This is a genomic window from Planktothrix tepida PCC 9214 (assembly GCF_900009145.1).
Lineage (GTDB): Bacteria > Cyanobacteriota > Cyanobacteriia > Cyanobacteriales > Microcoleaceae > Planktothrix > Planktothrix tepida.
Genome location: NZ_LN889802.1, coordinates 610,383 through 625,187 on the forward strand (window position 1 = coordinate 610,383; position 14,805 = coordinate 625,187).

Annotated in this window: 8 protein-coding genes and 1 pseudogene; 5 read left to right on the top strand and 4 right to left on the bottom strand. The window is 39.2% G+C overall.

Annotated features, from left to right (window positions below):
• The first annotated feature begins 50 nt into the window (after nucleotides 1-50).
• Nucleotides 51-626, top strand: coding sequence for a hypothetical protein (locus PL9214_RS17050; RefSeq protein ID WP_439331535.1), 576 nt, complete (start codon nucleotides 51-53; stop codon nucleotides 624-626).
• 57 nt (nucleotides 627-683) lie between these two features.
• Here the strand turns inward: PL9214_RS17050 and clpB are convergent, their stop codons facing one another.
• Nucleotides 684-3,311: an ATP-dependent chaperone ClpB gene (clpB, locus tag PL9214_RS17055; RefSeq protein WP_072719944.1), complete on the bottom strand. Its 2,628-nt coding sequence runs from the start codon at nucleotides 3,309-3,311 to the stop codon at nucleotides 684-686.
• A 246-nt stretch (nucleotides 3,312-3,557) separates the two neighbouring features.
• Here clpB and PL9214_RS17060 point away from each other — a divergent pair, with 246 nt between their 5' ends.
• On the top strand, nucleotides 3,558-3,911 hold the full coding sequence (locus PL9214_RS17060; protein ID WP_072719945.1) for a hypothetical protein: 354 nt from the start codon (nucleotides 3,558-3,560) through the stop codon (nucleotides 3,909-3,911).
• 10 nt (nucleotides 3,912-3,921) lie between these two features.
• Entirely contained in the window at nucleotides 3,922-4,389 is a 468-nt protein-coding gene (locus tag PL9214_RS17065) for a PIN domain-containing protein (RefSeq protein ID WP_072719946.1), read from the top strand.
• Between the two features lie 91 nt (nucleotides 4,390-4,480).
• Here PL9214_RS17065 and PL9214_RS17070 read toward each other — a convergent pair whose 3' ends face one another.
• Together PL9214_RS17070 and PL9214_RS17075 are read right to left on the bottom strand one after the other, a co-directional pair.
• Nucleotides 4,481-5,701 carry an acetate kinase gene (locus PL9214_RS17070; RefSeq protein ID WP_072720094.1) on the bottom strand — a complete coding sequence of 407 codons (1,221 nt, stop codon included), beginning with the start codon at nucleotides 5,699-5,701 and terminating at the stop codon, nucleotides 4,481-4,483.
• Between the two features lie 112 nt (nucleotides 5,702-5,813).
• A complete protein-coding gene (locus tag PL9214_RS17075) occupies nucleotides 5,814-6,452 on the bottom strand; it encodes a histidine phosphatase family protein (RefSeq protein WP_072720095.1) in 639 nt (212 codons plus the stop codon).
• A 412-nt stretch (nucleotides 6,453-6,864) separates the two neighbouring features.
• Between PL9214_RS17075 and PL9214_RS17080 the strand changes: the two genes are divergently transcribed.
• Complete coding sequence (locus PL9214_RS17080; protein ID WP_072719947.1) at nucleotides 6,865-9,273, top strand: phosphoketolase family protein; 2,409 nt, start codon at nucleotides 6,865-6,867, stop codon at nucleotides 9,271-9,273.
• 406 nt (nucleotides 9,274-9,679) lie between these two features.
• On the opposite strand, the pseudogene PL9214_RS17085 reads toward PL9214_RS17080, so the two are convergent.
• Nucleotides 9,680-10,566 (bottom strand): annotated as a pseudogene (locus PL9214_RS17085) (transposase).
• A 523-nt stretch (nucleotides 10,567-11,089) separates the two neighbouring features.
• Between PL9214_RS17085 and PL9214_RS30125 the strand changes: the two are divergent.
• Nucleotides 11,090-14,626 (top strand): ELWxxDGT repeat protein, encoded by a 3,537-nt coding sequence (locus PL9214_RS30125; RefSeq protein WP_083580058.1) that lies wholly within the window; start codon nucleotides 11,090-11,092, stop codon nucleotides 14,624-14,626.
• Nucleotides 14,627-14,805: the final 179 nt, after the last annotated feature.

Here is a 14,805-nt window from a genome sequence, read left to right on the forward strand (position 1 = left end):
GTACTGGTAATACTTTAGTTAATACCATCATCGGGAATACTGCTAATAATATTCTCAATGGCGGTACCGGAGCCGACCAACTTAAAGGTAGTACAGGAAATGATACTTACGTTGTTGATAATGCCTTAGATGTTGTTACAGAATTAGCTTCCGAAGGTACAGATTTAATCCAATCTTCTGTCACCTATACCTTACCTGTGGAAGTGGAAAACCTGACCTTAACTGGAACTACTGCTATTAATGGCACAGGTAATGCTTTAGCTAATATTATTACGGGAAATACTGTTAATAATATTCTTACTGGAGGTGCAGGAAACGATACTTACGTTGTCGCCAATGCTGGGGATACTGTTACAGAATTAGCCAGTGCTGGAACAGATTTAATCCAATCTTCTGTAACTTATACCTTGCCTGCAAATGTTGAAAACCTGACCTTAACTGGAACTACCGCTATTAATGGTACTGGTAATACTTTAGTTAATACCATCATCGGGAATACTGCTAATAATATTCTCAATGGCGGTNGTAATACTTCTAGCTGTTTCATATCAGTTTTAAATGATTACAAGCTATTTGGGATTGCTATATTGAAAAAAAATTTTGATATACCTAGTTTATTGTTATAGTTCCCCATATAAAATACCCCTTACCGATTAGGTAAGAGGTAAGAAAAAAAGATCAATTTATCGTTCTTGAGCCGTTAACAATTCAACAGGTAAACGCTTAAACGCTAATCGTTCGTTTTCAATATCAACAAAAATGGTATCTCCATTCACAAATTCACTGCGAAGAATCGCTTTAGCAATGGGGGTTTCTAATTCTCGTTGAATGGCTCGTTTTAACGGACGCGCCCCATAAACCGGATCATAACCCACTTCTGCTAAGAAATCTAAGGCAGAATCTGATAATTTTAAAGCCATTTTCCGGTCTGCTAACCGTTTTGATAAACGTTCAATTTGGAGACGAACAATTTGCCGTAATTCCTCTTTTTGTAACGCATGGAAAATGATCATTTCATCAATTCGGTTGAGGAATTCTGGTCGGAAACTTGCCCGCATTGCGTCTAATACCCGACTCCGCATTTCTTCATATTGAGACTCGGAACCTGACACATCTAAAATATACTGTGATCCCACATTACTGGTCATAATAATAATGGTATTTTTGAAATCAACAGTATGACCTTGTGCATCCGTAACCCGCCCATCATCGAGGATTTGCAACATAATATTAAACACATCGGGATGGGCTTTTTCAATTTCATCAAACAGAATCACAGCGTAGGGACGGCGACGAATGGCTTCGGTTAATTGCCCCCCTTCATCATATCCCACATACCCCGGAGGAGCACCAATTAAACGGGAAACAGCGTGTTTTTCCATGTATTCCGACATATCAATTCGCACCATCGCTTCTTCGGTATCAAATAAATAGGAAGCTAAAGCTTTTGCTAATTCCGTTTTACCGACTCCTGTGGGGCCTAAAAAGATAAAACTAGCGACGGGACGATTGGGATCAGCTAACCCGGCTCTTGAGCGTTGAATGGCATCAGCAACGGCGGTTACGGCTTCATTTTGACCAATAACTCGGTGGTGTAATTCATCTTCTAAATTCAGGAGTTTTTGCATTTCCGACTCGACTAATTTACTAATCGGAATTCCTGTCCATTTAGAGATAATTTCCGCAATATCGGCTTCAGTAACTTCTTCCCGCAATAAAGTTTTTCCACTGGTTTGAGTCGCTTCTAATTGCGCTTCTGTGGCTTTGAGTTTCTTCTTGAGTTCTTCAAGTTTACCGTATTTTAATTCCGCCGCTCGGTTTAAATCATAGTTCCGTTCGGCTTGTTGAATTTCAATATTAACCCGATCAATTTCTTCTTTGATGGATTGAATATCAGTAATTACATTCTTTTCAGATTGCCATTGAGAACTGAGGTTTCGTTGTTCTTCTTTTAAGGTTCCTAATTCGCTTTCTAACCGTTCTAACCGTTCTAAAGATGCTGGATCGCTTTCTTTTTGCAATGATAATCGTTCCATTTCTAATTGCAAAATTCGCCGATCAATTTCATCGAGTTCTTCGGGTTTAGAAGTAATTTCCATTTTTAATTTAGCCGCAGATTCATCAACTAAATCAATGGCTTTATCGGGTAAAAAGCGATCGCTAATATATCGAGTGGATAATACGGCGGCGGCGACTAACGCACTATCGGAAATTTTTACCCCATGATGAACCTCATAGCGTTCTTTTAATCCGCGTAAAATTGAGATGGTATCTTCAACGGTGGGTTGATCCACATAAACCTGTTGAAAACGTCGTTCTAAGGCGGGATCTTTTTCAATATATTTGCGATATTCATCGAGGGTTGTTGCTCCAATACAGCGCAATTCTCCCCGTGCTAACATGGGTTTTAAAAGGTTCCCCGCATCCATCGCGCCTTGGGTTGCACCTGCTCCCACAACGGTATGAATTTCATCAATAAAAAGAATAATTGCACCCTGAGAGTCAGTAACTTCTTTTAATACCGCTTTTAGGCGTTCTTCAAATTCTCCTCGGAATTTTGCTCCAGCAATTAAGGCTCCCATATCTAAGGCAATTAAGCGTCTTTCTTGGAGAGATTGCGGTACATCTCCTGCAATAATTCGTTGGGCGAGTCCTTCTGCGATCGCCGTTTTACCAACACCGGGTTCCCCAATTAATACGGGATTATTTTTCGTTCTCCGGCTTAAAATTTGTACGGTACGCCGAATTTCATCATCTCGTCCAATGACAGGATCGAGTTTCCCTTGACGGGCGGCTTCGGTTAAATCTCGACCATATTTTTCGAGGGCTTCGTATTTATTTTCAGGGGTTTGATCAGTCACTTTATTGTTTCCTCTAATTTGAGTAATAATTGATTTGAGTTTAGGTTCATCTAAGTGAAATTCTTGAAATAAAGCCTTGCCAAAACGATCATCTTTAAGATAAGCTAAAAATAGATGTTCTATCGAAATAAACTCATCTTTGTATTCTTGGCGATAAGTTTCGGCTCGATCCAACAGCGTATCTAAACTTCGACCTAAATAAACATTAGAAATTGTACCTGTTATTTTAGGCTGACGATTAATAAAGCTATCGGTTCTTTCTCGAAATTGAGCAACGGATATTCCGGCTTTAGTTAAGATATTTTTAGTTAATCCTTCTTGTTCCAGCAACGCTTTCATTAAGTGTTCACTTTCAATTTGTTGCTGTTGGGATTGTTTGACAATATCGGGAGTTCTGGCTAGAGCTTCCCAGGTTTTTTCTGTAAATTTATTGGGGTCAGTTGGTTGCATATTGATTAAGCCTCCACATAGATTAAAATGAATTGGGTGATAATTATCAATATTAGCAATGCTAGAAGTTAAGGATTTCCTATAACACTTCCTTACTATACTGAACTCTCTGACGGAAGTTTATCTGATTTTCACGACTTTTTGAGTACGGTTCACCGAAAATCCGGGGTTAATCTCAAAATCTGAAGGTCAAAGAAGAATCGATCTATAATTAAAACAGTCTAACTTGTTGAGGAAATTTTAACAATGACACAAACTGTTAACCCTAATTCTACTATTTCAGCCGAAACTAACCCGACTACATCGGAAGCAAAACCGACGTTATTAATTAACGAAATTTTAACAGAAATTCAATTAACCCCGCAAGAACAATGGCACAATCTGTTACAAATTATGAGAACGTTTCGACAAGCCACGAATCCAGACCCTCAACCTGTCCCTTTAACACCAGAAGAACAGCAACGGAAAGAACAAATTAAAAAAAATCAAGCCGTAATTGAATTGTTAAGAAAGTGGAGAGATGATGATGATGAGCAAGAACAAAAAGAAACTTGGGAAATTTTAAATCAAGCGTTAGAGATTGAAAAAACCGAAATTTAAGGACGTGTAAATGCGATTAATTTTTTTAGATGCTGGCCCTTTAGGAATGATTGCTAACCCGAAAGCGACTCCCTCAAATTTAGGCTGTCAATTGTGGTTAGACAATTTATTAGCCCAAGGGGAAAAAGTGATTTTACCCGAAATTGCTGACTATGAAATCCGTCGGGAATTATTAAGGGCTAATAAACAACAGAGTATTAGGAAACTTGATCGATTAAAATCTATTTTAGATTATACACCCATTAATACGGAGGTAATGTTATTAGCAGCAGAACTGTGGGCTGATGCGAGAAAAAGTGGCAACCCAACGGCGGATAATCGCGCTTTAGATGCAGATGTTATTCTAGCAGCCCAAGCTAAATTAGAAGAATTAAATGGAAATTCTGTGATTGTGGTGACAACGAATAAAAAGCATTTATCGATATTTGTAGACGCGAGAGAATGGCAAGAAATTCCTCAACAAAGTGATTCACCATAGGAGTGAATGGCTAAGGATGACATTATTTTTAACCTCAATACTTTGGTGAGTGAGGCCATAGAATCCTGATGGAGAGCGAGAGAAGTCAAGTTTATGTAGAGGAATGAAAAATATGCCAACATTCCGTTGCGATCGCCCAATCTTCCTCCGTATGAATGACTAATATTTTAACCTTTGAATCTTCGGTAGAAATTTCTTCGTCAACGGGGTGAGAGGCATTTTTTTCTAAGTCTAATTTTAAACTCAAAAACTCCCATCCTTGACAAGTCGCTTCTCGAACTTGTTCGGCGTGTTCTCCGACTCCGGCGGTAAAGACTAAGGCATCTAAACCGCCTAAACTTGCTAACATTTGCCCTATTCCCATTCTTAAGCGATGAATATACATTTCAAAGGCAAGTTTTGCTTTAGGATTTCCAGCTTTCATTTCGGTTAAAATATATCGTAGATCTCCCGACTCCCCAACAATCCCTTTTAACCCCGATTCTTTATTTAAAATTTGATTAATTTGATTAACATCATATTGATATTTTCCTTGTAAATATAAAACAATAGACGGATCAATTGAGCCGCTTCGAGTTCCCATCATTAATCCTTCTAAGGGGGTAAATCCCATCGTAGTATTAATACTAATTCCATCTTGAATAGCAGCTAAAGAACATCCATTTCCTAAATGACAGGTAATTATTTTTAAGAATTCTAAGGGTTTACCTAAAATTTTAGCGGTTTGTTTGGCACAATATTTATGGCTAGTTCCATGAAATCCATAGCGTTTAATTCCTTCTTGTAAATATTGATAAGGAATCGGATAAACTGTTACATAATCGGGCATTTTCCGATGAAAAGCGGTATCAAATACTGCAACTTGGGGGACAGTTCCTAATAACCTTTCAACGGCTTCAATTCCTTCTAAATGGGCGGGGTTGTGGGTAGGAGCGAGGGGAATTAAAGATTGAATGGTTTCTTTTACTTTTTCATTAATCAATATGGCTTCAGAATAATCTGAGCCACCATGGACGACACGATGACCAACAATATTAATTTCTGAAAGGTGATTTAATACTTTTGTTTCCCCTGCAATTAGGGTGTTAAACATTTGAGCGATCGCGTCTTGTTTAGATTTTAAATCGATTTGATATTCTTGCTTAACCTTTAAAGTTTTCACTTTCATTAACCCAAATTCTTGAGAAGCTGTCCAATCAATCGTTGCTTCCCAAATGGGGTGTAAGGGATAGTCGGGTAATGTAGATTTTGTAATTTCATACAAACAGCTTTTTTGAGAACTTGAACCCGCATTTAATACTAAAATTTTCATAGGGTAAATTCGGTAAAAATTAAGATAAATAATAATATCATCAATTGAACTCAAACCCGAAAACATAAACTAAATTTTATGGGCAATCCCATTAATCCCTTAAATCCGGGTTCTAGGTTCCAATAGAAGACCGTAAGGTTTCATCTAAATGACACCGATCGGCTAAAGTGTGTAATAACGGCCCATGATTCGATAATTCTACTATACTAACAGCCCCTGTGGGCATGGCAATGCGATCGCGAAATCTGCCAATATCAATTCCTAATAATCCACAGATCATAATTCTAATCGTGGCTTTATGGGATACAATTAAAACATTACCCGATTGATAACGTTCTCCTATTTCTTGAAGTACCGGAGCACAACGACGAGCAATATCAACCCCTTTTTCGCCGCCTGTAGGTGCATTCCAACCGGGATCAGTTAACCAGCGAACATACTCATCATGGTAACTTTCATTAACGGTTTGGGGTGATTTTCCTTCCCATTCTCCATAGGCAATTTCTTTTAAACCGTCTCGAAATTGCATTTCTAAACCCACCGCTTCGCACAAGGGTTTTGCAGTTGCAATGGTTCGTTTCATTGGACTTACAAATGCAGCAACCCAAGGTAAATTTTGGTAAGATTTAGCAAATTGATCCGCCATCTTTAAGCCATTTTCGGTTAAATCGGGATCTAAATTTCCACAATAACCGCCTTGTTGACTATAGGTGGTTTCTCCGTGTCTCAAAAAATACAGTTTAACGCTCATAATTTTTAGCAAGTTAGGGGATGCCATTAGGAATGAGAGGAAACTCCTCCTAAAAGCCTATTCCTTAATGTAGATATTGAGTTTAACATTTGTTTAAATTTTCCCAATACCTTTAGGTTGCCGTTAGCTTAACATATCAGCTTGAGTTTCTCAAACCGAGAGAAAATTTTTAACTTTTTTAACTAAAATTTTAATTTTTTGTTAAGGTTTCTTTGTTATAATGGCTAACCCAGTCAAATCTTAAAAAAATAATAAGAATAAAAATATTATGTCTCTGCAATCAAGATTCAGTGCTATGATTTAACCAAATTTTCAACAATAGGGTGTATACAAAACTGCAAACCGCCGTTTTCAAGATATCCTATACTCTCAAAAGTTGAAAAACGAAAACCCTTTATAACGGTCAGGATTTATGGTAGCTGCACCAGATAAACCCATTGAGTTGAATAACCCTTTGAATGAGGAGGAACTGCTTAAGATTAACGCTTACTGGCGAGCTTGCAATTACCTAGCCGTTGGTATGATTTATCTACGCGAAAATCCTTTATTAAAACAACCCCTAAAACCTTCAGACGTTAAACATCGGTTATTAGGACATTGGGGCTCCAGTCCAGGGTTGAGCTTTATCTACATTCACCTCAACCGCTTAATTAAAAAATACGACCTGGATATGATTTATCTCGCTGGCCCAGGTCACGGCGCACCCGGAGTTTTAGCGCCCGTTTACTTAGAAGGAACCTACTCAGAAATTTATCCCAATATTAGCGAAGATGCTGACGGGATGCAGAAATTCTTCAAACAGTTCTCATTCCCTGGCGGTATTGGCAGTCATTGTACCCCGGAGACTCCCGGTTCTATCCATGAAGGAGGGGAGTTAGGCTATAGTTTATCTCACGCCTATGGATCTGTGTTTGATAACCCGGACTTAATCTCCGTTTGTGTGGTGGGAGATGGAGAAGCGGAAACCGGAGCTTTAGCCACTGCTTGGCATTCTAACAAATTTATCAACCCGATTCGAGATGGGGCGGTGTTGCCTGTTCTGCATTTGAATGGGTATAAAATTGCCAACCCGACTATTTTATCGCGGATTAGCCATGAGGAATTAGAAGCGCTGTTTAAAGGTTATGGCTATAAACCTTATTTTGTCGAAGGGTCAGACCCAACCTTAATGCACCAGAAAATGGCGGCGACCTTAGAAGAAGCCATTACGGAAATTAAAGCTATTCAGGCGGAAGCACGGTCAACGGGTACGGCAAAACGTCCGATGTGGCCTATGATTGTGTTGCGGAGTCCCAAAGGTTGGACGGGCCCAGCCGATGTGGATGGTCATAAAGTTGAAGGGTTTTGGCGAGCACACCAAGTTCCGATGGCGGATGTGACGACAAACCCGCCCCATCTGCGGTTATTAGAAGATTGGATGCGGAGTTATAAACCGGAAGAATTATTTGATGAAAACGGCCGTTTAATTCCTGAACTGAAGGCCTTAGCCCCCCAAGGCACGAAACGCATGAGTGCGAGTCCCCATGCCAACGGTGGCACACTCCGAAAAGACTTAAAGTTACCCGATTTCCGCCAATATGGGGTTTCTGTGGAACATCCGGGTAAGGCAGAAGTGGAGAATACAAAGCTTTTGGGCAATTTCCTGCGGGATGTGATGCGGAATAATCTGCACAATTTCCGAATGTTTGGCCCCGACGAAACCGCTTCTAATCGTTTAAATCCGGTTTATGAAGTTAGTAAAAAAACTTGGTTAGCTGAATTTTACCCGGAAGATTTAGACGGAAGTGAGTTAGCCACCGATGGTCGGGTGATGGAAATGTTGAGTGAGCATACCTTAGAAGGATGGTTAGAAGGGTATGTGCTCACCGGACGACATGGATTTTTCCACACTTATGAAGCCTTTGCTCATGTGATTGATTCCATGTTCAACCAACACGCGAAATGGTTGGATATTTGCAAAAATGAAGTGTCTTGGCGAGCACCGATTTCTTCCTTAAATATTCTATTGTCTTCAACGGTTTGGCGACAAGATCATAACGGGTTTAGCCATCAAGACCCCGGATTTTTAGATGTGGTTACGAATAAAAGCGCCAGTGTGACTCGGATTTATTTACCACCGGATGCTAACTGTTTATTATCCGTTGCTGACCATTGTTTAAAGAGTACCGATTACATCAATGTGATTGTTGCAGATAAACAGAAACATTTGCAATTTTTGAGCATGGATGATGCCATTAAACATTGTACTAAAGGCATTGGCATTTGGGAATGGGCGAGTAATGATGATTGTGGAAAAGAACCGGATATCCCTGATGTGATTATGGCGAGTTGTGGGGATGTGGCGACGATGGAATCTCTCGCAGCTACGGCTATTTTACGAGAAGAAATACCGGATTTAAAAGTTCGGTTTGTGAACGTGGTGGATTTATTTAAGTTACAACCGGATACGGAGCATCCTCACGGGTTATCAGACCGCGATTTTGATAGTTTGTTTACCACGGATAAACCAATTATCTTTAATTTCCATGGCTATCCTTGGTTAATTCACAAGTTAGCGTATCGTCGGAAAAATCACCCGAATCTGCACGTCCGAGGCTATAAAGAAAAGGGGAATATTAATACACCCTTGGAATTGGCTATTAATAACCAAGTTGACCGTTTTAATTTGGTGATGGATGTCATTGACCGAGTACCTAAATTAGGTTCGGCGGCGGCTTACGTTCGGGAACGTATGAGAAATGCTATCATCGAAAATGTCAATTATGCTTATGAACATGGCATTGACAAAGATGAAATTGTGAATTGGAAATGGCCGTTTTAAATTCCTAGAAACTTAGAAACCGGGTTTCTCTGGTAGATTTGTTGTCAGAAATCAGGATTACTTCAGAAACCTGGTTTCTGTGAGTCAGCGCTAAGTTGTTAGAAACCCGGTTTCTCTGGTAGATTTGTTGTGAGAAATCAAGATAATTTCAGAAACCCGGTTTCTGTGAGTCAGCACTAAGTTGTTAGAAACCCGGTTTCTCTTTGAGATTAGCAACTCAATTTCTCATTCAAGTCTAAATCAAGCTGTTTTTTGTAACGTTTAGTTAGTAACAAACTCAACCAAAAGCCAAGAGCAGACTACATAATTATACTTATAAGCTCAAAAGAAAAGTTCAGCAAGCCCTACTTAGGGCTTGCTGAAAAAGTAACAGAAAAGGAAACGAATGATGAACTAGCGAATGAAGTTAGAAGGGTAAATCAGTTTTTTTTTGAGGAAAGAAGTTAACCGATAAGTTATGATAATCAATGACTCGAAAAAAGTAATTGACTAAAAAAATTGACACCAAAATCTGCCTAAGAATGGCAGAGAGATTCATGACTAAAAAAGTAATAGCAATTGCCGTTTCGGAAGTATGAGCTAGTTTATTCATAATCCGATTGAGGCTAAATCTTCTTTTCCCTTGCCCAAATTTGCCCTCAATTGAATTCCGAATCTTTTCATCGTCTAACGCCTGCTTCTTAGTAGCTTCACTCAGATTTACTGGGGGTCTCCCTAACGGAGGGCCACTGATTCTAATTCCTCTTTCTTTACACCAAGCTCGGTTGTCTCTAGTTCGGTAAATTTTATCTACATGGACTGACTCAGGATAATACCCCGTATATTCTTTAAAAGCCTCTATTTGTGCTTTTAATATATTGCAGTTGTTTTTTAACTGCCTTTCGTCTTTTTTGTCGGGAAGGTCGGCGTTGTTTGGCTATTTCTAGGTAGTCTTTTCTGGCTTTCTTTCTATAAGTTCTAGGTTTCTTCTCTGATTTATCCTGACGGCTTTTATACAAACTATCAATGATTTTTTCCGTTTGTTCTCTGGCTTGATTTAAAATTTTTAAGTCCGTTGGATCTGTCACTTATCCCTAATTTTTCTTTAATGATTAAGGCTCCCAATGCCATTCTAAATCTTTTGGCTGGTGCTCCCATCACAGATGAGAATAATTCTTCATATTCTGCTTCAAATTCTTCCCAGGGTATCACTTTTGCCATGATGACCCAGCGATTCTCTTCCGACAGCTTTCCCTCAAACGGCAGTTTGAAATCTTCTGCTGGTGTCCTTGGTTGTTCGTCTTTACGGTACATTTTCCCCGACTCCTGCAAGGTTTTTGGGCTATTTTACACCCATTCCTTGCACCTGATTCATTTTTTCTTGTCTTCTCCTCCCCCTGTTCTGGCTTTTCCCCTTTTTTCAGCAAGCCCTAAATGGATTGTACCCTCATCATCAGGGCTGATTATTAATCCTAAAAAATGGATACAAATCCCAGTAGGGGCGAGGCGCGCCTCGCCCCTACGATAAATTGAATTTCAAGACATTTATACAACTGATTTAGACTAGCTATAGTTGTCAAGCAAAATAACAATATTACTGGAGACTTTAAGGTTAATAATCTACTGATTTAAGAAGATGTATTCTTCTTAAATTAATTCAAGGGGAGTAAAATAAAAAACCTGACGGGGTGACAATTCTGGAGAGCAATATCTACTACTATTCTGTTCTTGAGCTATAATGCGATCGCAACAGTTGAGTTCATATAGCAGAGAAACCTAGCTTCACTGCTTCTCAACTAGATCTGATCGCATTGACAACTTCTATCATATCAATCTCATGTATTCAGTTACGCATCTCCCCCAAAGCAAATTTCATCACTTTCAAGCCACATTGAACCCCGCTTTATCAACCTTAAATAAAACTCAAGAGATCATCTTTATTGACTCTCATGTTTCTGACATCGATCAACTCATTGCCGGAACTAAACCCAATGCAGCCGTTTATATCTTACATCCTCAAGAAGACGGAATTGCACAAATTACCTCGATTTTAAAATCTCATGCTCATCTCCAAGCCATTCATATTGTTTCTCACGGACTGCCCGGTTGTGTATTCTTAGGAAACAGCGTATTGAATTTAGAAACCCTAAAATCCTATACTTCACAACTACAAAGTTGGTCAGTTCCTTACCTATTATTATATGGTTGTCACGTTGGAAAAGATCAAGCTTTTATTCAACAATTAAGTCACCTAACTCAATCTATCATTGCCGCTTCAGATGATGTCACTGGAAACCCAAAATTAGGGGGAGATTGGGATTTAGAAATTACCACAGGGAATATGAATATTTCCTTAGCATTTGAACCGGAAGTCAGGGCTAATTATCCTTCTGTGTTAGGTGCGGAACTCCTAAAAGATATTGTTCCCGGAAGTTCATATCCCAGTTATAGCGATTTTACCAATGTAAACAACACGCTTTACTTTGAAGCTAGAACTTATGATTCTACCCTGGGGATCTATACCAATCAATTATGGACAAGCAATGGTGCACCGAGTGGGACTCAACTGGTTAAAAACTTTTTAGGTGATAACCCAACCAATTATATTCCTGTTGGCAATTCGGTTTATTTCACAGTCTCTACCTATAATTCCTCAACGGGATATCAGTATCAATTGTGGAACAGTAACGGAACCGCAACCGGAACAAAACTGGTTAAAAATTTTGGCAATAATAATAATTATTACGATTTTACTGCTGCCAATAACACCCTTTATTTTACTTTAACTGACTCAACTTACGGCAAAGAATTATGGAAGAGTGATGGCACAACCGCAGGAACAACTTTAGTCAAAGATATTAAAACAGGGTCAGGAACTTCCTATCCCACCGACCTGACCAATGTGAATGGTACTCTTTATTTCATTGCAAATAATGGTACTATAGGTAATGAGTTATGGAAAACGAATGGAACAGAGGCGGGAACAACTTTAGTTAAAGATATTCGAGCGGGATCATGGAGTTCCTCAGCCGGTAATTTGATCAATGTGAATGGTACTCTATTTTTTACCGCCAATGACGGAATTTATGGGGATGAATTGTGGAAAACGGATGGTACAACAGCAGGAACAACGTTACTTAAAGATATTGTTCCTGGAAGTTCAGCCCCAAGTTATTCTGACTTTACACCAGTGGGAAATCTACTCTACTTTGAGACTCGCTCCTATGATTCTAGTCTAGGAATCTATAGCAATAAACTGTGGAAAAGTAACGGAACAGAAACCGGAACAACACTGGTTAAAAACTTCTTGGGGAATAATCCCGATAATTATATTGTGGCTGGGAATAACATTTATTTCACAATATCTACCTATAACTCCTCAACGGGATATCAATATCAATTGTGGAAAAGTAACGGAACAGAAACCGGAACAACACTGGTTAAAGACTTTGGCAATAATTCCAGCTTTGATAACTTTATTGTTGCCAACAATATTCTTTATTTTACGATGAGTGACTCAACGTATGGTAAAGAGTTATGGAAGAGTGATGGCACAACGGCAGGAACAACATTACTTAAAGATATTCGACTGGGATCATCGAGTTCCTATCCAGGTGATTTTACTAATGTCAATGGGGCTCTTTATTTTACAGCCAATGATAATATTACAGGTTATGAGTTGTGGAAAACCAATGGCACAACGGCAGGAACAACTTTAGTTAAAGATATTAATCTTGGTTCAGGGAGTTCCTCACCCAACAATCTGATTAATGTCAATGGTGTTCTTTATTTTACCGCTACCGATGGAATTAATGGTTATGAGTTGTGGCGTTCAACAAATTTTGATGGCACATCTGGAAACGATATTCTCACCGGAACTCCTGGCAACGATAACCTCTATGGATATGCAGGTAACGATGTTATTAATGCCTTGGCGGGTAATGATTTGTTAAATGGAGGAACAGGAGCCGACCAACTTAAAGGAAATGCAGGAAACGATACTTATGTTGTTGATAATGCTGGGGATATCGTCACAGAATTAGCGTCTGAAGGTACAGACTTAGTACAGTCTTCTGTCACCTATACCTTACCTGCTAACGTTGAAAACCTGACCTTAATTGGAACTACTGCTATTAACGGTACAGGGAATACTGTAGCTAATATTATTACCGGCAATGCTGCTAATAATACCCTCGATGGTAGTAGCGGAGCCGACCAACTTAAAGGCAGTACAGGAGACGATACTTATGTTGTTGATAATGCGGGAGATATTGTTACAGAATTAGCCAGTGCTGGAACAGATTTAATCCAGTCTTCTGTTACCTATACCTTACCTGCTAATGTTGAAAACCTGACCTTAACCGGAACTACCGCTATTAATGGTACTGGTAATACTTTAGTTAATACCATCATCGGGAATACTGCTAATAATATTCTCAATGGCGGTACCGGAGCCGACCAACTTAAAGGTAGTACAGGAAATGATACTTACGTTGTTGATAATGCCTTAGATGTTGTTACAGAATTAGCTTCTGGAGGAACAGATTTAGTCCAATCTTCTGTAACTTATACCTTACCTGTAGAAGTGGAAAACCTGACCTTAACTGGAACTACTGCTATTAATGGCACAGGTAACGCTTTAGCCAATACTGTTACTGGAAATACAGCTAATAATATTCTCAATGGTAGTAGCGGTGCTGACCAACTTAAAGGTAGTACAGGAAATGATACTTACGTTGTTGATAATGCTGGGGATATCGTTACAGAATTAGCTTCCGAAGGTACAGATTTAATCCAATCTTCTGTCACCTATACCCTACCTGGGGAAGTGGAAAACCTGACCTTAACCGGAACTACCGCTATTAATGGTACGGGTAATACTTTAGCTAATATTATTACCGGAAATACTGCTAATAATATTCTCAATGGTAGTAGCGGTGCTGACCAATTATTAGGTGGGGATGGCAATGATTCTCTGAGTGGAGATGCTGCTAATGATACCCTTACAGGTGGACTTGGTGCGGATAAATTTATCTACAATACCAATGCTGCTTTTGCTACTTCTGCCGTTGGTGTAGATACGATTACCGATTTTACCATAGCCCAAGGTGATCAAATTGTATTAGATAAAACCACCTTTACCAGTATTAGCAGTATTGCGGGAACTGGGTTTTCTGTTGTTGGTGAGTTTGCCAAAGTGACCACCGATGCTCTCGCTGCGACCAGCGCGGCGGATATTGTGTATAACACTGCAACCGGAGGATTATTTTATAATCAAAATGGTACAGCCGCAGGTTTTGGTACAGGGGCTCAATTCCTTACCTTAACGAATAAACCAGCCTTAACAGCAACTCAATTTGTAATTCAAGCTTAATTTGAAATTGATAAACAGAGGAGCCGGGTTTTTTCCACAATACCTTCGTCAGTTTTTTTAACTGTAGAAGTAATATGAAATCCTCAAATTTATATTACAGATGATCCCTAAATCCCCTGTAGAGACGCGCCATGGCACGTCTCTACACGATACGGATGCGTAGCAAACATTTAAAGATT